This window comes from Sphaerimonospora thailandensis (genome assembly GCF_016863115.1).
In the GTDB taxonomy this organism is placed as follows: Bacteria; Actinomycetota; Actinomycetes; order Streptosporangiales; family Streptosporangiaceae; genus Sphaerimonospora; species Sphaerimonospora cavernae.
In genome coordinates this window covers 25631-44409 of the sequence record NZ_BOOG01000037.1, presented here as the reverse complement: position 1 = coordinate 44409, position 18779 = coordinate 25631, and the positions used below count along the sequence as shown (strand labels likewise).

General features: G+C 69.2%; 16 protein-coding genes. 15 read left to right on the top strand and 1 reads right to left on the bottom strand.

The features are described 5' to 3' along the window. Positions 1 to 22: 22 nt before the first annotated feature. The 13 genes from Mth01_RS19330 (at position 23) to Mth01_RS19270 (ending at position 14579) form a co-directional block, all read left to right on the top strand. Positions 23 to 640: a DegT/DnrJ/EryC1/StrS family aminotransferase gene (locus Mth01_RS19330; RefSeq protein WP_204017295.1), complete on the top strand. Its 618-nt coding sequence runs from the start codon at positions 23 to 25 to the stop codon at positions 638 to 640. Next, a complete protein-coding gene (locus Mth01_RS19325; protein ID WP_204017294.1) occupies positions 637 to 1956 on the top strand; it encodes an aminotransferase class I/II-fold pyridoxal phosphate-dependent enzyme in 1320 nt (439 codons plus the stop codon). Before Mth01_RS19330 ends, Mth01_RS19325 begins: the two co-directional genes overlap by 4 nt. Further along, a complete protein-coding gene (argC, locus tag Mth01_RS19320) occupies positions 1949 to 3016 on the top strand; it encodes an N-acetyl-gamma-glutamyl-phosphate reductase (protein ID WP_239089815.1) in 1068 nt (355 codons plus the stop codon). The genes Mth01_RS19325 and argC overlap by 8 nt, the downstream gene beginning before the upstream one ends. Next, positions 3013 to 4863, top strand: a complete 1851-nt coding sequence (locus Mth01_RS19315; RefSeq protein WP_204017293.1) for a M20/M25/M40 family metallo-hydrolase — start codon at positions 3013 to 3015, stop codon at positions 4861 to 4863. The genes argC and Mth01_RS19315 overlap by 4 nt, the downstream gene beginning before the upstream one ends. Then, on the top strand, positions 4860 to 5657 hold the full coding sequence (locus Mth01_RS19310; protein ID WP_239089814.1) for a 1-deoxy-D-xylulose-5-phosphate synthase N-terminal domain-containing protein: 798 nt from the start codon (positions 4860 to 4862) through the stop codon (positions 5655 to 5657). Before Mth01_RS19315 ends, Mth01_RS19310 begins: the two co-directional genes overlap by 4 nt. Beyond that, entirely contained in the window at positions 5636 to 6571 is a 936-nt protein-coding gene (locus tag Mth01_RS19305; protein WP_239089813.1) for a transketolase family protein, read from the top strand. Before Mth01_RS19310 ends, Mth01_RS19305 begins: the two co-directional genes overlap by 22 nt. Before the next feature lie 45 nt (positions 6572 to 6616). Next, complete coding sequence (locus Mth01_RS19300) at positions 6617 to 7873, top strand: ATP-grasp domain-containing protein (protein WP_204017292.1); 1257 nt, start codon at positions 6617 to 6619, stop codon at positions 7871 to 7873. Continuing rightward, positions 7870 to 9204 carry an amidohydrolase family protein gene (locus tag Mth01_RS19295; RefSeq protein WP_204017291.1) on the top strand — a complete coding sequence of 445 codons (1335 nt, stop codon included), beginning with the start codon at positions 7870 to 7872 and terminating at the stop codon, positions 9202 to 9204. The genes Mth01_RS19300 and Mth01_RS19295 overlap by 4 nt, the downstream gene beginning before the upstream one ends. Next, positions 9201 to 10424 carry an MFS transporter gene (locus tag Mth01_RS19290; RefSeq protein WP_204017290.1) on the top strand — a complete coding sequence of 408 codons (1224 nt, stop codon included), beginning with the start codon at positions 9201 to 9203 and terminating at the stop codon, positions 10422 to 10424. Before Mth01_RS19295 ends, Mth01_RS19290 begins: the two co-directional genes overlap by 4 nt. Before the next feature lie 101 nt (positions 10425 to 10525). After that, positions 10526 to 11470, top strand: a complete 945-nt coding sequence (locus tag Mth01_RS19285) for an NAD-dependent epimerase/dehydratase family protein (RefSeq protein ID WP_204017289.1) — start codon at positions 10526 to 10528, stop codon at positions 11468 to 11470. Position 11471: 1 nt separating this feature from the next. Then, positions 11472 to 11768 (top strand): putative quinol monooxygenase, encoded by a 297-nt coding sequence (locus Mth01_RS19280; RefSeq protein ID WP_204017288.1) that lies wholly within the window; start codon positions 11472 to 11474, stop codon positions 11766 to 11768. Between the two features lie 86 nt (positions 11769 to 11854). Next, positions 11855 to 12988 (top strand): site-2 protease family protein, encoded by a 1134-nt coding sequence (locus Mth01_RS19275; RefSeq protein ID WP_239089812.1) that lies wholly within the window; start codon positions 11855 to 11857, stop codon positions 12986 to 12988. A 121-nt stretch (positions 12989 to 13109) separates the two neighbouring features. After that, entirely contained in the window at positions 13110 to 14579 is a 1470-nt protein-coding gene (locus Mth01_RS19270) for an FHA domain-containing protein (protein WP_204017287.1), read from the top strand. 22 nt (positions 14580 to 14601) lie between these two features. Here the strand turns inward: Mth01_RS19270 and Mth01_RS19265 are convergent, their stop codons facing one another. After that, a complete protein-coding gene (locus tag Mth01_RS19265; RefSeq protein WP_204017286.1) occupies positions 14602 to 15714 on the bottom strand; it encodes a GNAT family N-acetyltransferase in 1113 nt (370 codons plus the stop codon). Positions 15715 to 15801: 87 nt separating this feature from the next. Between Mth01_RS19265 and Mth01_RS19260 the strand changes: the two genes are divergently transcribed. Then, the gene (locus tag Mth01_RS19260) at positions 15802 to 16665 is read left to right on the top strand and encodes a tRNA (adenine-N1)-methyltransferase (protein WP_204017285.1); all 864 of its coding nucleotides are present in this window, start codon (positions 15802 to 15804) and stop codon (positions 16663 to 16665) included. Between the two features lie 205 nt (positions 16666 to 16870). Beyond that, entirely contained in the window at positions 16871 to 18634 is a 1764-nt protein-coding gene (arc, locus tag Mth01_RS19255; protein WP_204017284.1) for a proteasome ATPase, read from the top strand. The last annotated feature ends 145 nt before the right edge of the window (positions 18635 to 18779 follow it).

Below are 18779 nucleotides of genomic sequence, written 5' to 3'. Positions count from 1 at the left end.
CAGCTCATTTAGGGGATGTTCTATGGAGCCGTACGACACGGCCACGGTGCTCACCCGCGTCCTCACCTCGGGCGTGGTGATGAGCATCGAGAAGAACGACCGGGAACTGCCCGGTCTCGAACGTGCGCTCAAAAAGCTCACCGGACGATCCAATGCCGTGTTGGTCAACAGCTACACGGCCGCGGTTCACACCGCACTGGTCGCTCAGGGCATCGGTCACGGTGCGGAGATCACCCAGCCGGGCCTCGATGACAGGACCGCCGCCTTCCTCGCGTGGCTCGGAGTCTCCGTACGGGACGGGAGCCCGGCGACCTTCGACTCGATCGGCGTCGACGGCGGCAACGCCGGCAGGCTGAGGGAGCTGGCCGCCACCGGTGCGCCCGCGCTGGTGGTGAACCTGACGGGCCTCGGGTTCGGCCCGGCCGCCGCAGTTCTCACCGACGACCCCAAGGCTTGGGCCAGGGGCGAGCGTCTGAAGATCTTCGGTGCCTTCGACCTGAGAACGATGTGGACCCAGGAGGAGGCCGATCCCGATCTCGTGCCGGGTGTCCAGTTCAACTACCGACTCAGCCCACTGGTCGCCGCGTGCGTGCGGATGGCCCTGACCAAAGCCGCCCAGCCCGCAGGAGCCGCATCATGATCACGGACTTCCCGTCGTCGCCGCTTCCCCTTCCCCGCGAGGAGGAGGCGGCCGGCGAGCTGGCCGTCCTGGGCGGTCGACCGATGATCCCCAAGGGGCTGGGGCGCACGGTGTTTCCGGTGATCACGAAGGAAGACGTGTTCACGATGTTGCTCTCGCAACGCGTGGCTCCGGAGAAGGTCGTCGCCGACTTCGCCGAGGCCTACCGGGCCTACGTCGGCGCTGAGTTCGCCCTGCCCACGGCCAGCGGAACGGCGAGCCTGCACATGGCATTGGCCGGGGCGGGCGTCGAGCCCGGCGACGAGGTCATCGTGCCCGCCTTCACGTTTATCGCCACCGCCCAGGCCGTGGTGGCCGCGCACGCGGTGCCGGTGTTCGTGGACATCGATCCGAAGACGTACTGCATGGACCCAGGCGCCACCGAGGCGGCCGTCACCCCGCGCACTAAAGCGATCATGCCGGTGCACGTGCATGGATTGCCCGCCGATGTTCCCGCCCTGCGTGCGCTGGCCGACAGGTGCGGCGTGCGCCTGGTCGAGGACGCCTCGCACGCCCACTCGGCCAGGATCGACGGCGCCGTCGCGGGGTCGCTGGGCGACGCGGCCGGCCAGAGCCTGATGGCCGACAAGAACTTCCCACTCGGCGGTGAGGGGGGCATCGCGTTCTTCGCCACCGAAGCGGCCTACCGGCGGGCGAGGGACTACCTGGAGCGGCACGGCATCGACTACGGCATGTCGTGGATCGCCGCCGCGTTCGGCGCTAGCCAGCTGGCACGGCTGCCCTACTACGACCAGATCCGCGCCCGCAACGCCGAACTCCTGGGCGATGCGCTCGCGGAGACCGGCCTGTTCCGCCCGCCGTACGTGCCAGCGGGATACGTACACGCGTACAACATGTACCGGATCACTCTGGTGCCTGAGGCCGTGGGGCTGGAGGACCTGCCCGTATACGCGGTCAAGGAGGCGGTGCACGAGCTGCTGGTCGCCGAAGGCGTACCGGCGCGCGAGTGGCAGAACACCCCCATCCCGTGCCATCTGCCGTTCCGGAAGCGGGCGGGGTTCGGTGGCTCCTACCCGTTCACCCTCAACCCCGACGCCGTACGTGACCACACCCCGGATGACTTCCCGGTGACACTGCGGATGCTGGAGAGCACGCTGACGCTCTGCCGCGAGCTGCGGTCGCCTGTGGAGTACGAGCGCGTGCTCCGCTACGCGGACGCGTTCCGCAAGGTGGCCCGGCGACCGGACGTGATCCGCAAGCTCGTCGCCGACGGTGGTTACCGCCGTCCGTGGGAGAAGGCGGCGCGCCTTGGCTGAGACGCGGAACACCGGAGCCGGTGAGAAGATCAAGGTCGCCGTGATCGGGGCCAGCGGCTACTCCGGCGGCGAGCTGATCCGGCTGCTGCTCGATCACCCGATGGTCGAGCTTACCTTCCTGTCGGCGGAGCGTAACGCCGGCTCCATCGTCGGTGCGGTCCATCCGTGGTTGCGCAACCATCCGGGCGTGACCGGGCTGAAGTTCCGGCCGCTGGCCGAACTGTCCGATGTCGGCCCCGTGGACGTGGCCTTTGCCTGCCTGCCGACGGGGGCGCTGCCCGGGGTGCTGCCTCAGGTGACCGAACAGGCCAAGCGGGTGTTCAACCTGGCAGGCGACTACCGCCTGCGGGACGAGGCCGAGTTGCGTGAGCACTACCCGAGATCGGCGGAGAATCCGGCGAAGTTCGACTACTTCGTGCCGGAACTGGCGGCATCTGTGCCGGAGGGACGTCTGATCAACCTGCCCGGCTGCATGGCAGTCACCACGATCTACGCGCTGTACCCGCTGTTCGCCGCACCGCTGGTGCGTCCGCAGGTGGTCGTGGACGCCAAGACCGGGTCGACCGGCGCCGGCCGCACCGCTGGCGAGCACCACGCGGAACGAGCGGGCAACTTCCGGGTGCACAAGCTCCACGGCCACCGCCACACTCCGGAGATCCGGCAGGCCGTGGCGGAGGTCACCGGCAGCGCACCGGAGTTGCACTTCTCCACCTTCAGCCTGGACGTGCCCCGCGGGATCATGGTGACCGCGTACGCGACGCTGCTGCCCGGTGTGTCGACGCTGGACGTCAAACGAGCCTTCGGCAAGGCGTACGTGGGAAAGCGCTTCGTGCGGGTGCGCACCACGCCGAGGCACCCTCAGGACTTCCCGATGCTCAAGGCGGTCGTGGGCTCGAACGTGGCCGAGATCGCGGTGAGCGTGCGCGGTGAGCGGGTCGTGGCCGTCGCCGCGCTGGACAACCTCATCAAGGGCGCGGCGGGCCAGGCGGTTCAGGTGATGAACCTGGCGTACGGTTTCGACGAGGCCCTCGGCCTCCCGTTGACAGCGTCGGCGCCATGAGGCCGCTCTACGTGGTCAAGGCGGGCAGCGCGACACTCGACCACGAAACGATCTTCCGTGAGATCGCGGAGCTGAGCGCGCGCGGCGCACGGGTGCTGTTGGTCGCCGGCGGCGCGGTGTTCATCGAGCGCCACTACGAATCACTGAACCGGGCCGTGCCGATCCGCCGGATGGCCGGCGGGGACGAGTTCCGCTACTGCCCGGCTGAGGAGATGCCATTCGTGGTGGCCGCGTACGAGCAGGTGGCCCTGCCGGTGGTGGAGGCGGGCCTCGGCGCCCACAGGCTGGCGGTGTTCGCCTCCGTCGCCGGCCGCGCCGCACTGGTCTCCGGCACGCCGAACAAACCGATCCGGGTGGTGTCCGACGAGGGCCGGATCAGCGTGGTGCGCGACCATCGCGCCGGTGTGCCGGACGCGGTGGACACTGGACGGCTCACCGCGCTGCTGGACGCCTACGACGTGGTGTGCCTGTCACCACCGGTCGCCGGGGCGGACGGCGAGGCGCCGCTGAACGTCGACGCCGACGTGCTGGCCGCTGTCCTGGCCAACGCCTTGGACGCCGATCATCTGCGCCTGGTCACCGGAACACCCGGGCTGCTGCGTGACCCGGCCGATCCGTCGTCCACACTGCGTCATCTCCACCCGGGGGAGGGCGGGCAGTTCGCCGGTGGCCGGATGCGGCAGAAGGTCCGGGCCGCGGAGATCGCACTGGCGGGCAGCGCGGACGTGGCGATCACCGGTCCGCATACGATGGCCGACGACGGCGGATGGACGCGGTTCTGGCCGGAGCCTCCTCCCGCCGAGGATCTGGCCCTGCTCAGCCGTACGGTCACGATCCCCTCCGTCTCACGGGACGAGTACGAGCTCGCCCGGTACCTCGTCCGATGGTGTGCGGAACGGGGCATCGAGGCGTGGATCGATGAGGCGGGAAACCTGGTCGCGGTGAAGGGCGGCGGACCCCGGCGGCTGATGATGCTGGGCCACCTGGACACCGTCCCGTTCCGCTGGCCGGTGCGCTGGGAGGCCGGCGAGCACCTCTTCGGCCGGGGATCAGTCGACGCCAAGGGCTGCCTGGCCGGCTTCCTGGAGGTGCTGAGCGTCGCGGAGGTGCCACCGGACGGTCAGTTGCGTGTGGTGGGGGCGGTGGAGGAGGAGATCTCGTCCAGCAAGGGCGCCTTCCATGTCCGCGACAACTACCCGGCCGACGCGGTGGTGATAGGTGAACCCAGCGGTTCGGCCACGCTGACCTTGGGGTACTTCGGCCTGTTCAAGCTGAAGATCACCGCGACGGTCTCGAGTGGGCACTCAGCGGGGATGGACGCGGTCTCCGGGCCCGACCGGCTGATCGAGGTGACCCAGGCCATCCGTGAATCCGTGCTCAAGCAGGCGCCGGAGGCGCTGAGCGCGGTCATCGACATGTGGACCGAGCCGGGCAGCCGGTCGAACAGGGCGGTGGCCGTGCTCAACTTCCGGGTCCCGCCGGACGCAGACCTCGCGTCGATCGAGGAGGCGGCGCTCGCGCACGCCGGCGCGGATGCGTCGATCGAGGTACAGCGGGCGACGCCGGGTTTCTCCGGCAGCCGCACCACCTCGCTGGCCAAGGCGTTCACCCGGTCGTTCGGCAAAGCCGGGATCCGCCCGCGGTTCGTGGTGAAGAAGGGCACGTCGGACATGAACACGCTGGCCACCACGTGGACGGGCGTGCCGATGGTCGCCTATGGCCCGGGAGACTCCTCACTCGATCACACCGACGTCGAGCGGATCGGCGTCGCGGAGTACCGCCAGGCGGTCGGCGTGCTCGCCGAGGCCGTCGCCAACTGGTTTGTGATCACTGGGGGAAAGTCGTGACGACGGTACTGGACGCGACGCGGGTGCTCGCCGAACGCGCGCGGCGTGCACGTGAGCTCGTGGTCGACATGGCAGCGAGCCCGCGTGGCTGTCACCTCGGCGGCAGCCTATCGGTGATGGACATCCTGATCGCGGCGCTGGAGCGGGCGAACCGCGACGAAGGCACCCGGGTGGTGCTGAGCAAGGGACACGCGGCCGCGGGGCTGTACGCGGCGCTGCACGTGAGCGGGGTCATCGAGGAGAACCCGGCTCCGGTCTACGGACTGCCGGGCAGCCCCTACACGGGCCACCCCGGACCGAAGGTGCCCGGGATCGCGTTCCCGACGGGCAGCCTCGGCCACGGCGTGCCGTACGCCGCCGGATGGGCGATGGCGCTCAAGCTCGGCGGCCGCCACGGGCTGGGCGTCGCGATCGCGGGCGACGGCGAGTTGCAGGAGGGCCTGGTCTGGGAGACGGTCCAGGTCGCCGTGGCCCGCCGGCTCGGCAACCTCGTCATCGTCGTCGACCGCAACGGCGGCCAGAACGACGGCCTGGTCGCCGACATCTCCCCGCTGCCCAAACTGGCCGAGCGGTTCACCGCCTTCGGCTGCGACGTCCTCGAAGTGGACGGACACGACCTCGCCGAGCTCTCGGCGGTGTTCGCCGACGACAGGGAAGGCGCCGACCGGCCGCTGGCGGTGATCGCCGCGACGGTCAAGGGCATGGGCGTGCCCGCCGTACAGGGCAGGGCGGGGGCGCACTACGTGACGATCGGCGAGGACCGCGCCGAGAAGTGGAAGCGAACGATCAGATGACCCTCTCCGGCCGTGACGCCTACCGGGACGCGCTGACCCGCCTGGCCTATGACGACGAACGGATCCTCTGCATCGAGGCGGATCTGGGCGGTAAGAACCATCCGTTCGCCCTCGCCCACCCGAGCCGGTTCTTCAACTTCGGAATCGCCGAGGCGGCCATGGTCGACATGGCGGCCGGCCTCGCCGCAGGCGGCTACAAGCCGTTCCTGAGTACGTTCGCGCCGTTCGCGGCACTACGCGCTGCCGAGAGCCTGAAGCTGACCCTCGGCTACCTCTCGGCCGGCGTGACCGTGGTCGCGCCCTATGCGGGCGTGTCCGGAGCCTGGTTCGGCACCACTCACCACTGCCTGGAAGATCTCGCCGTGCTGCGGAGCATCCCCGGCGTGGTGATCGCGGCTCCGTACGGCGAGGCTGAGATGCGGGCCGTGGTCGGCGCCGCCGCGATCTCCGGGCGGCCGCACTACATTCGCACCGGTCGCAACGCCGCGTACGAGAGCCTTCCGTGGGAGGGCGAGTCTCCGCCCGCGGTCAATTGGGAGAGCACGGCTGATTCCGGCGCGGTGTGCCTGGTCTCGGTAGGAGAGGAGGGCACGCGGATGGCTCTGGAGGCCCGCCTGGAACGCCCCGGCCTCGGGCACGCGCACCTGTGCTACCTGGACCACGCGCACCTGGCGGCGGCAGCGGTGGAGCTGGCCGAGCGGCACTCCAGGTTCGTCGTCGTCGAGGAGCACCGGGCGGAGGGGGGCGTGGCCGAGGCACTTGCCCTGCTGCTGCCGGGGCGCATCGTGGTGGGGGTCAACGCGGGACACGGCTGGCCCGTCCAGGGCGGTGACCACAACGAAGTGATGGCCCAGCTCGGGCTCGACCTCGATGCGGTGCGGTCCGCTGTCGACCGAGCCGAGCTCGGAGGGTGACCGGCACCGTCCGACGGCACAGAGAAATCTAAGGAGCTAGTTCAGATGCACGTATTCATGGTCGAATGCAATCCCAACGGGATCGCGGGTATCGCCAACGCCCTCGATCTGGGGCACGAGGTCACACTGGTCACCGCCGACCCGGACTTCTACCTCACCGTGTCGCCGCTGGCCAAGGATGCCTTCGCGCACGAGCGCTGCCACGTTCTCAAGAGCGACACGGCCTTCTCCCTCGACGCGCTCGAGGAGATCGTCCGGAACGTGCATGCTGAGCGCCCGGTGCACGGCGTCATGACCTACAGCGAGTACCACACCGTGCACGCCGCTCACGTCGCGCGGGTGCTGGGACTGCCCGGCATGAGCGTGGAGGGGGCGCTCAACGCCCGGCACAAGCACCGCACCAGGCTCACCCTCCAGGGCAGCGGGGTCAGGCAGCCCGAGTTCGTTCACGTCAAGAGCGAGGCCGATGTCGAGGCCGCGATCCGGGAGATCGGCTTCCCCTGTGTGGTCAAGCCTTCCGACGGCACCGCGAGTCTGCACGTGCTGCATCTCAAGGACGAGACCGACCTCGCCGGGTATCTCGAGACGCTGTCCGGGGTCACCGACTACGGCCGCGGTGTCGTACGCATCCCGGACGTCCTGATCGAGGAGTTCGTGCCCGGCGAGATCGTCTCGGTGGAGGCGTGCGTGCTCCAGGGTGGTGACGTCGTCAACCTCGGCATCACCGACCGGGTGATGAGCGGGTTCCCGTATTTCCTGGAGATGGGCCTCACCTTCTTCGACGACCACCCGCTGCGCGACGAGCTGTACGCGCTGAACAGCGTGGTGCTCAAGGAACTGGGCATCGACTTCGGCTTCGTACACGTCGAGTACATCCTCGGACCGGACGGCCCGGTATTGTGCGAGGTGAACGGCAGGCTCACCGGTGGTATCGTGCCCAGCTTGATGAAGATCACCAGCGGTGGGGTGGACCCGTACCTGGAAGTCATCCGGCAGGCGCTCGGGGAGACGCCGAGGCTGCCGGTCCCGGGGGAGGTCATCGCGACCGGCAGGTGGTTCGGCTCCCCCGTGGCCGGCACGGTGACCAACCTGGACTTCAGTAGGCTCGACGGCCTCCCCGGATTCCACGAGGCGCAGGGCTACCGCAAGCGCGGCGCCTCGATCACCCGCCTCGCGACCAGCAACTTCGACTGGCTGGGACACCTCATCTTCACCGGCGCCAACCGGGACGAGGCGGCGGAGCGCGCCGAGCGGGCGCTCGACCTGATCACTCTCGAAGTAGCGGTGGACGTCGCCCGATGACCAGAGTGATCGACCGGAACAGGACCTTCAGCCGGGTCGCCATCCCCGTCATCGACCCCGAGAACGTTTTCGACGTCGCCGTCGAGGACGGGGTGATCGCCCGTGTGGAGCCGGTCTCCGGCGCCCGTGCGGCAGGCACGCCGGAGCTGTGGCCCGGCTACGTGGAGACCCACGCCCATCTGGCACTCCCCGCGAACTTCGACGACTCGCTCGACGATCCGCGCGTAACGGCGTTGCAGTACCTGTACCACGGCGTCACACACGTCGTGGATATGTTCGGCTTCCCACTGGTCGAGGCGTTGTGGGAGCAGGGCCGCGCGGAGAGCGCGGTGCCGTACCCGAACCTGGTGCACTGCGGCTATGCGGCGACGTCCATGCGCGACAACGTCGGCCGCACCGGCCACGGCGTCGAGTTCCCCGCGCCCGTCCACATGCTCGGCGTCGAGGGCGACGTCGAGCATGTGCTGGCGGCGAACTCGGCCAGGGGCGCGAAGTTCCTCAAGGTCATGTTCACGGACGGCACGGAGCAGCCGGGAGCCGCCGTGCGGTTCTCCAGGCTCACCGAACGGATCCTCGCCCACGCGGCGCGGACGACCGCGGCCAGGGGCATTCCGGCGGTCATCGACTGCAACACCCGGGAGGAGGTGCTGCAGGCGTACGAATGCGGGTTCCGGCTGTTCGCCCATTCGGTACGGGACCACGTGCTCTCCGAAGACGACTGGGCGGCGCTGGACGGCGCGAGGTTCATCTCCACGCTCAGCGGCCTGCGGCCGATGATCATGTATCCGCGGGATTTCCTCGCCGACTACAGCAGGGCCGGCTTCGTGGAGACCCAGGATCCCGCGAATCTGGACTTCGTGGCCAAGCGCACGGAGCCGTACGGCATCGAGTTGGGCTGCCAGGAGACGCGTACCGTGGCGCTGGAGGTGATGCGCTCCAACGCGCTCGCCGCGCTGGAGGGTGGTGTGCTGCTGGTGGGGACCGACTCGGGCAACACCGGCGCGTTCCACGGCTACAGTCTTCTCGGAGAGCTCGATCTCCTTCTGAGTGACGGCGCCGGGGCGCCGGGACTGGGTGACGCGCTGCGCAGGACGGCGACCGTGGAGGGCCGGCGGTTCTTCGAGGAACTGTCCGGACGGCCGGCGGGTGGGCCGCCGATCGCGGTCGGCGAACCCGCGACCTTCAACCTGTTCCGGACCAATCCCGGTACGGCGCTGTCGGCGCTGCCCGAAACGACCGTGATCGACGGTGCGACCGTGGACCGCGGGGCGATCGAGCGGGAGATCCGCGCTTTCCGCACGTCCGATACGACGGGCAAGGTGACGCTGTGAGAGCCACGGAGAAGAGAACGCTGATCGGCATCAACGCCGGGATCTCCCTGGCGCACGTGGGGAACTACATCTACCTCCCCATTCTGGTGCCGACGCTCGCCGCCGCCCACAGCGGTTTCTGGGCGGGGTTCGTGATCTTCCTGACCTATGTGGGCAGGTTGCTGTCGACGTTCTTCTACGAAGGCGTAACCGCCCGGCTCGGCAACCGCAACGGCGTCATCGTCGGCGTGCTGATCGAGGCCTTTGCCATCGGCCTGATGGGTTTCGTCTCTGGAATTCCCCTCTTCAGCGTCCTGGCGTTCTTCGTCGGGTTCGGCTCGGGCATGTCGTTCCCCGGCCTGAAGAACATCATCGGCAAGTTCTCGGAGGAGTACCGGCCCAAGGCGTTCGCCTCGTTCCAGATGGCCTGCCAGCTGGGTCTGCTCGGCGGGGCGATGCTCGGCGGCGTGTTCGCCGGAGTCGACCTGCGGGTGCTGTTCACGGTGGTCTTCGCGCTGTTCCTGGTCTACTGCCTGGCGGCGTTCTCCATGATCCCCGTGGATCTCGAGGACCGGCCCGAGGAAGCCACGCCGCTGTTCAGCGCCGCGGTGCTCAAGGGCCTGCGAGTCGGCGGCGGCGCGCAGTACTTCCTGCTGTCGAGCGTGTTCTGGGTGCTCGCGGTGACGTTCTTCGTCGGTATGCCGCTGCACATGTCCGAGTTCGTTCCGGAGTGGTTCCCGTCGGTGCCGTTCTGGATCACGGGGGTCGCGCTGCTCGTCCTGCAGTTCCCCACGTTCAAGTTCATGATCAAACGCTTCGAACCCGGACACGTGATGGCAGTCGGATTCGGCTCGGTGTTCGCCGCCCACATGCTCTTCGGCGCGGGCCGTTCCGCCACGTGGGTGGTGATCGGCTGTGTCATCGTGGTGTTCGGCGACATCCTGTTCACCCCGTCGTTCGACCTGTGGGTGTCCAAGAAGATGCCCAAGGATCGACTGGCGAAGGCCATGGGCGCCATGCACTTCTTCCGGAGCTTCGGCAACATGGTCGGCAGCCTGACCGCCGGCCTGTTGTTCGACTTGGCGATCAAGGCCGGGATTCCTGGCTTGAACTGGTACATCGCGGGCGCTGTCGCCCTGCTGTGCGCTCTCTTCTCCATGGTCAACGCCAACAGGGAGACGGCGGGAAAGCGAGTCACCGGGGTGGTGGCGGAACCGCGGGCCGAACCCGTGGAGAGCTAGGGAGGCTTGGGCGGAATCGGCGACGGGCCAGGTGGGAAGCGGTTCGCCGGTACCTGGTCCGCTTCCGTTTGAAATCTCTGGAGAAAGGGAGAGAGCCCGCGATGGCGACGATCGCCGTGGTCGGTGGCACACGGTTCTTCGGCAAGACTCTGGTGCGTGATCTGCTCGCTCAGGGACATGAGGTCACGATCATCACCCGAGGTCTGGCCCCTGACGACTTCGGCGACACCGTGACCCGGCTCAGGGCCGACGCCAACGACGCCGACCGCCTGACGGCCGCGGTCACCGGCAGCGCGTTCGACGTGGTCTACCACCAGATGTGCTACTCGCCGGCCGCCGCGCTGGCCGCCGTCCGCGCATTCGACGGGCGTGCGGGCAAGCTGGTGATGACCTCCAGCCTAGAGGTGTACAACAAGGACACCTTCCGCTGGAGGATGTCGGCACCGCCGATGAGCGCCTTCGCCGAGGAGGCGGAGCTCGACCCGTCGTCCTACGACTACGACGTCGAGTTGCCGTGGTCGGACCCGGACTTCGCCGGTACCAACTACGGAGAGGGCAAGCGTCAGGCGGAGGCGTACCTGTCGCGGAACGCGACCTTCCCGGTCGCCTTCGCCCGCCTCGCGCACGTGCTCGCCTTCGAGGACGAGTTCACCGGGCGCTTCCGGTTTCATTTCGATCGTATTCGGGATGGAAGGCGCATGGCGTCGTTCCCCACCCCGGGCCGGACGTCCTTCGTCAGTGCCTCCGACGCGGCGGCCTTCCTCTCATGGCTGGGTGAGGCGCCGTTGACCGGGGCGGTCAACGGCGCCTCACCGGACCCGGCGAGCCTCTACGACATGACCGCGATGATGTCCGAGGTCATCGGCGGCAAAGTCGTGATCGAGGAGGTCGGGGACGCTCCGGGCGACCCCGACCTGTCCGCGTTCTCCTGCCCGGCGGACTTCGGACTGTCGGTGACGTCGGCGATGGCCGCCGGCTTCGAGTTCACCCGGATCAGCACTTGGCTGCCCCAGATCACCCGGGCCGCCATCGATGCGGAGAGATGACATGTTCGACCTGATCGTATTGCTCACGGTGAAGGAAGCGGCGGACATACCGGCGGTCGTCGACGCCCTGGTCAGGATGCGTCCACTCTGTCTGGCTGAACCGGGCTGCGTGAGCTGGGAGGCTCTGCACTCCACGGCTGACCCGGCTGAGTTCACCTTGGTGGAGCGCTGGGAGAGCCGTGAACACTGGGAGGCCCACGGCGAGCTGGACGCCATCCAGAAGGTGTATCTGCCGGAGATCCTGCCCAGGGTGACCAGAGAGGTTCACCCCAGTGACCGGCTGGAGGGGGGCCCCTAGACTGTCGGCGGCCTTCCGGAAAGCTCTTAGGCTGATCTCACCTCGCGGCGCGTAGCATCGGGGTCAAGGGATGGAGGGCGGCGAGCATGAGCACACCTGTCAACGGGTCGTCCCCCGGGCTGCGGATGGGGCGCCCGTTCGGTATTCCGGTGTACGTCTCACCGACATGGCTCATCGTGGCGGCGTTCATCACGATCACTTTCCAGCCGCAGGTCGCCGACAGCCTGCCCGGCTACGACGAGATGGCGACGTACGCGGTGGCGCTGGTCTTCGCCGTCCTGCTGTACCTCTCGGTCCTGCTGCACGAACTGGCCCACTGCGTCGTCGCCAAACACTACGGGCTGCCGGTGCGCCGCATCACGCTGTACATGCTGGGCGGCGTCTCGGAGATCGAGCGCGAGCCGGAGACGGCGGGCCGCGAGTTCAACGTCGCCTTCGCCGGTCCGCTCCTGTCACTGGGGCTGGCCGGGATCGGCTTCCTGGCGTATGAGTTCCTCGTGCCGCCCACCGGCATCGTCACCGTGCTGGTCTGGCAGTTGTGGGTGTCGAACCTGATCGTCGGCATCTTCAACCTGCTGCCGGGGCTGCCGCTCGACGGCGGCAGGATGCTGCGCGCCGCGGTCTGGAAGGTCACCAACCGGTCCGGGACCGGCACGCTCGCCGCCGCCTGGGTGGGCCGCGGCGTGGCCGTCGCGGTGGTCGCGGTGCCGCTGCTGCTGAACCTGATGGCCGGTCAGGAGCCGAGGCTCGGCCAGATGCTGTGGTCGGTCGTGCTCGCCTCGTTCATCTGGGTCGGGGCGTCCCAATCTCTGCGAGTCGCCCGGGTCAGGGCCCGGCTGCCGCGGTTGCGGGCCCGGCTGCTGGCCCGGCGGGCGATCCCGGTCACCGCGGGCACGCCGCTGGCCGAGGCGCTGCGCCGCGCCGCCGAGGCGGGCGCGGGCGCGATGGTCCTGGTCGACCACGACGGCCGGCCGGCCGGGATCGTCAACGAGGCCGCCGTCAACGCCACCCCCGAGCATCGCAGGCCGTGGGTCGACGTCGGCTCCGTGACGCGCAGCCTGGAGCCGTCGCTCGTGCTCGGTGCCGATCTGGAGGGGGAGTCGCTGCTCGACGCCATGCGCGATGCCCCGGCGGGGGAGTACCTGCTGGTCGAGCGGGGCGGCGAAATCTACGGCGTGCTGGCCACCGCCGACGTCAACCGCGTGTTCAGCGGGGTCTGAACGCTCCGGTTGGGGTCGGTCCCAGGAGACCATTGGCTGTCACTTTTGCTACGTTCTGGGGGGCGAACGGTATCGGCCGCGGCGCCGTTCATCCGGTGGCGTTTCCGGGAGGGAGAGTTCTGTGACGGAACAGGGCGTGGGGGTGGTCCGCCCGCTGCCGGGGGAGGGCGTGGTCGCTCATCTGAACGGCTTACTGCTGGTGTGCGCGACCGGCCAGCCGGTCGAGGAGTTGCTGGGCGCGCTGCACGAGACGGCCGTGGCCGGCGGGGACGGCCGCGCCCTGGCCCGCAGGGTCGCCCATGTCCTCGCCCGGGCCATGGGCGGCCAGGTCATGAGTGAGCCGGTGGCCTGCGCGGTGGCCGGCCCGGTCGACGGCGGCGCGGCCGTGCTGGTGAGTGGCGCCGCGCTCGCGACCGTCTCGGGCGGCCCGGACGGCGACGTCCACCTGGCCGGGCGGGACGCGCTCACCTGGACCGACCGGCTGGTGGCCGGCCCGGTCGCCAAGATCGAGTTGCGGCTTCCGGGAGCCGGACCGGCGGCCCCGTACGCGCGACTCGACGGCGGCGTGGTCACCGGAGCAGGCCTCGAATGCGACCTCACCCAGGGCGGCGAGCGCGCGTTCCCTCCGCAGCCGTCCGCCGTGCCGCAGCACCAGCCCCAGCCGGTGCGGCCCTCCCTGCCCGGCCCGCCCGAGCCGATCGCCGCACAGGAGCCGGTGGTTCCGGCGCCCGTCGCCCCCGGGCCGATAGCGCCGCCCGCGCCGCCCCCGCCGCTGCTGTCGTCCCCGCCCCTGCCGCCTCCGCTTCCGGCGCCTCCGCCGCAGGCCTCCCAGCCCCTGGCCGAGCCCATGCCCCCCATGCCCGATCAAGGCCACATATCCGGTCCGAATGGGGGACCGTTCTTCGGGCCGATCTCTGAGCCGATCCCGGGACCCGTACCCGGACCGATCTCCGAGCCGATTCCGGGCCCGATTTCAGGGCCCGGCGCGGGGCCGGGAGACCGCGCGCCGTCCGAGGAGCAGGCACTGCCGGAAAACATGCCGCCGGACCTGGCCGCCGCGGACGAGGAGCCGGGAGAGATCACGCGGCTCGAGGCTCCCTCCGACTCCGGGGGGCTGTTCATGGTCTACGGCGTCGACTGCATGAACGACCACTTCAACGATCCGCGCGCGCCGTACTGCGCGGTCTGCGGCGTCGGGATCGACCAGCGGGCCGTCGTGCCCTACAAGGGGCCCCGCCCGCAGTTGGGCGCGCTCGTGCTCGACGACGGGGTGGCGCTGTCGCTGGACGGCGACTACGTGCTGGGCCGTGACCCCGAGCGCGCTTCCGAGGTCCAGTCGGGTGAGGCCAGGCCGGCCCGGGTCACCAGCCCTGACGGCTCGGTGTCGCGGCGGCACCTGCGGGTGTCCCTGATCGGCTGGGACGTCAACCTCATCGACCTCGGCTCGGTCAACGGGACGCAGATCCAGCCGCCGGGTGACCCGAACTTCTACGACATCCCGCCGAACGAGCCGGTCCCGATCCTGCCCGGCACGACCGTACGGGTCGGCGTCTCCCGGACCATGCGCTACGAGGCCCGCCGCGGCGGATGACCCTTACGGGTCCCGTTGACCCTCATGGGCGCAGGCGCGCCCACTGGAGGTCGTCGAGGCGGGTGCCGTCCGGGCCGGGCAGCAGGCCCTTCGCGAGGTGTTCGCGGGTGAAACCGGCCCGTTCGAGCACGCGGTGCGAGGCCGTGTTGCCCGGGTCGGTGCCCGCGACGATCCTGCCGAGGGCGGTGTCGGCGAAGGCCCACTCCACGAGCAGGTTCACGGCCCGGGTGACCAGGCCTCGTCCGCGGAAGTCCGGGTGCAGGCTGTAGCCGACCATGGCCTGGCCCAGCGGCGGGATGATGTTGGCGAGTTGGACGTCCCCCGCGAACGCACCGGTCGCGGCGTCTCTGATCGCCATGTCGGCCCGCTGCCCGGCCAGCCACCGGTGGCCAGCGTACCGGCAGCGTTCCTCGGCCTCCGCCCGCACGGTCGCTTCCGGGGGCACGCGGTAGCGGATGATGTCCGGCATGTTCGTCAGCGCGTGCCAGTCGTCGGCGTCGGCCGCCGTCAGCGGCGTGAGCCGTACGACGCCGTCGCCGAGTGAGCCGTGCGGGAAGCCGCCGGGGAGGAACGGCAGGAGGGGCTTGATCGGGTCGCCGGAGTCCGTGGCCAGCCGGGCGAACGCCGCCATGTCGGCACGCGATCCGTCCCGGTTGCCCCCCGCTCCGCGCAGCACGCCCTCACGCGCGAACCCGCCGCGGCAGGCGACCTGCTGGCTGGGGATGTTCTCGACGTCGGCCAGCAGCGTCAGGCGCGGCAGTCCGTGGGCGAACGCCCAGTCGGCGAGCGCGCGCAGCGCGGCCGTCGCGATGCCCCGGCCGCGCGCCCACGGCGCGAGCCAGTAGCCCACATCGGCGCTGCCGAACCGATCCGGCGGCTTCAGGCCGATGGCGCCCAGGACCTCCCCGGCCGCTCGGTCGGCGATCACGAAGTAGGCCCCGCCGGCCTTCCAGGTGTCCGGTGTGGTCACAGTGATCCACGCCAGTGCGTCGTCCCGGGTGTACGGCGAAGGAAGGACCGGGATGAACCGGGCCGACGCCGGATCGGCACAGGCCCGGGCGATGGCGTCGGCGTCCGCCTCGACGGGGAGTCGCAGGACGACCGGTCCGGCGGGGATGACCTCTTGGGGAAACATGCTCGATTGTTACCGGTAGCGCCGCCGCCCTGCGATGGATTTCCCGTCCGGGCAAACCGCGGTGGGAGGGGCATTAGTGTTTTCGGCATGGGTTTTCGCAGGCACGGGCCGTTCCAGGCCGGAGATCAGGTTCAGCTCACCGACCCGAAGAACAAGCGGCACACGGTGACGCTGAAAGATGGCGGGGTCTTCCACACGCACAAGGGGTCGATCCCGCACGACGACCTGATCGGCCAGCCGGAGGGCTCGGTCGTGCGCTCCTCGGGCGGCACGGCCTACCTGGCGTTCCGGCACCTGCTGCCGGACTACGTCCTGTCGATGCCGCGCGGCGCTGCGGTGATCTATCCAAAGGACGCGGCGCAGATCGTCGCGATGGCGGACGTCTTCCCCGGCGCCCGGGTGGTGGAGGCCGGGGTGGGGTCGGGCGCGCTCACGTGCTTCCTGCTGCGCGCGGTCGGGCCTGAGGGGTCGGTCACATCCTATGAGCGGCGGGCGGACTTCGCCGAGGTGGCCACGAAGAACGTGGGGAAGTTCTTCGGCGGCCCGGTGGACCAGTGGCGGCTGGTGGTCGGCGACTTCGTGGCGTCGCTCGACGAGACGGACGTCGACCGGGTGATCCTCGACATGCTCGCGCCGTGGGAGTGCGTCGACGCCGCCGCCAAGGCGCTCACTCCGGGTGGCGTTATTTGCTGTTATGTCGCGACAACCACCCAGATGTCCAGAACGGTGGAAACCCTCCGCGAGCACGGGAGTTTCACCGAGCCCCACGCGTGGGAGACCTTGGTTCGCGACTGGCATGTCGAGGGCCTCGCCGTACGGCCCGATCATCGGATGGTCGGCCACACCGGCTTTCTCGTCACGGCCCGTCGCATGGCGGAGGGGGTCACCCCGCCGCCGAGGAGGAGGCGCCCGGCAAAGGGGGCGTACGGAGAAGGGGCCGAACTAGTGTGACGATTCAGCCACAAACCGGCAAAACCGCGTGACATGGGACCATAAGGGTGTGTTCCTAATGCTGAGCCGATTAAACGGTCCATTAGGTATCAAACGCCGAACACCCAACGTAACTACACGAACACTGCCCGGCCAGGTTACGTACAGCGCCAAGATAGGTAGGGTCTTGAGTAGTCGTTCTCGACGGGGAAGGAGGTGACGGGGCGTGGCAGCTCGCGACGACGCCGAGGCTCGAGCCGCGCAGCGCGAACGGGAGGTCGCGGATCTCACAACACAGGTCTCCTTCCTGCAGGAGGAGATCACCGCGCTGAGGCGGAAGCTGGCCGAGTCTCCCCGGCAGGCCAGGATCATCGAAGAGCGTCTCCATGAGACGCAGGCCCAGGTGGCCGCCCTCACCAGCCAGAACGAGCGGCTGGTTTCCACCCTCAAGGAGGCCAGGGACCAGATAGTCGCCCTCAAGGAGGAGGTCGACCGGCTGGCACAGCCGCCGTCCGGCTTCGGGGTGTTCCTCGAGGCCAGGGAAGACGACACGGTGGAGGTGTTCACCGGCGGCCGCAAGCTCCGGGTGAACGTGAGCCCGGCCGTGGACGTCGAGTCGCTCAGGCGTGGCCAGGAGGTCATGCTGAACGAGGCGCTCAACGTCGTGGAGGCCCTCGGCTACGAGGATGTCGGCGAGATCGTCATGCTCAAGGAGCTCCTTGAGGACGGCGACCGCGCCCTCGTCATCTCGCACGCCGACGAGGAGCGGGTGGTCAAGCTCGCGCACTCGCTGCTGGACCAGCCGCTGCGCGCCGGCGACTCCCTCCTGCTCGAACCCCGGTCGAACTACGTGTACGAGCGGATTCCGAAGGCCGAGGTCGAGGAGCTCGTGCTGGAGGAGGTCCCGGACATCTCCTACGAGGAGATCGGCGGTCTCAGCCGGCAGATCGAGCAGATCAGGGACGCCATCGAGCTGCCCTACCTGCACGCCGACCTGTTCCGGGAGCACCAGCTCCGCCCGCCGAAGGGTGTGCTGCTGTACGGCCCGCCCGGTTGCGGCAAGACGCTCATCGCCAAGGCGGTGGCCAACTCCCTGGCCAAGCAGGTCGCGGAGAAGACCGGCCAGTCCGGCAAGAGCTTCTTCCTCAACATCAAGGGCCCCGAACTGCTGAACAAGTACGTCGGTGAGACCGAGCGGCACATCCGCCTGGTCTTCCAGCGGGCCCGGGAGAAGGCGTCCGAGGGCACCCCGGTGATCGTGTTCTTCGACGAGATGGACTCGATCTTCCGGACCCGGGGATCCGGCGTCTCCTCCGACGTGGAGAACACCATCGTCCCTCAGCTGCTGTCGGAGATCGACGGCGTCGAGGGCCTGGAGAACGTCATCGTCATAGGCGCGTCCAACCGCGAGGACATGATCGACCCTGCGATCCTGCGGCCCGGCCGCCTGGACGTGAAGATCAAGATCGAGCGGCCGGACGCCGAGGCGGCCAAGGACATCTTCTCGAAGTACCTGGTCAGCGAACTGCCGCTGCACGGGGACGACTTGGCCGAGCATGACGGCAGCCGCGCGAGCACGATCCTGGAGATGATCCAGCGGGTCGTCGAGCGGATGTACGCCGAGAGCGAGGAGAACCGCTTCCTGGAGGTGACCTACGCCAACGGCGACAAGGAGGTCCTGTACTTCAAGGACTTCAACTCCGGGGCCATGATCCAGAACATCGTGGACCGCGGTAAGAAGATGGCGATCAAGGAGTTCCTCGACACCGGGCAGAAGGGCCTGCGGATCTCGCACCTGCTGGCCGCGTGCGTCGATGAGTTCTCCGAGAACGAGGACCTGCCCAACACCACCAACCCCGACGACTGGGCCCGCATCTCCGGCAAGAAGGGCGAGCGGATCGTCTACATCCGCACGCTCGTCCAGGGCAAGCAGGGCACCGAGGCCGGCCGGTCGATCGACACGGTCGCCAACACGGGCCAGTACCTGTAACCACCCGGTGCCTGTCCGCGACGTGATGGGAGGCGGGGGCGCGATCCGGCCGGATCGCGCCCCCGCCTTCTTGTCGAATCTCCTCGAACGCGATGTCTCGGCGGTATATCGGCCGCGTCTCCGAATGGACGAGATTCGTAAATCG

Coding starts and splice junctions, on each gene's coding strand:
- Mth01_RS19280 (WP_204017288.1), top strand. CDS start 11,472: ATGTTCGACCTGATCGTATTGCTCACGGTGAAGGAAGCGGCGGACATA.
- Mth01_RS19300 (WP_204017292.1), top strand. CDS start 6,617: ATGCACGTATTCATGGTCGAATGCAATCCCAACGGGATCGCGGGTATC.
- Mth01_RS19275 (WP_239089812.1), top strand. CDS start 11,855: ATGAGCACACCTGTCAACGGGTCGTCCCCCGGGCTGCGGATGGGGCGC.
- Mth01_RS19285 (WP_204017289.1), top strand. CDS start 10,526: ATGGCGACGATCGCCGTGGTCGGTGGCACACGGTTCTTCGGCAAGACT.
- Mth01_RS19295 (WP_204017291.1), top strand. CDS start 7,870: ATGACCAGAGTGATCGACCGGAACAGGACCTTCAGCCGGGTCGCCATC.
- Mth01_RS19265 (WP_204017286.1), bottom strand. CDS start 15,714: ATGTTTCCCCAAGAGGTCATCCCCGCCGGACCGGTCGTCCTGCGACTC.
- Mth01_RS19330 (WP_204017295.1), top strand. CDS start 23: ATGGAGCCGTACGACACGGCCACGGTGCTCACCCGCGTCCTCACCTCG.
- Mth01_RS19315 (WP_204017293.1), top strand. CDS start 3,013: ATGAGGCCGCTCTACGTGGTCAAGGCGGGCAGCGCGACACTCGACCAC.
- Mth01_RS19325 (WP_204017294.1), top strand. CDS start 637: ATGATCACGGACTTCCCGTCGTCGCCGCTTCCCCTTCCCCGCGAGGAG.
- Mth01_RS19260 (WP_204017285.1), top strand. CDS start 15,802: ATGGGTTTTCGCAGGCACGGGCCGTTCCAGGCCGGAGATCAGGTTCAG.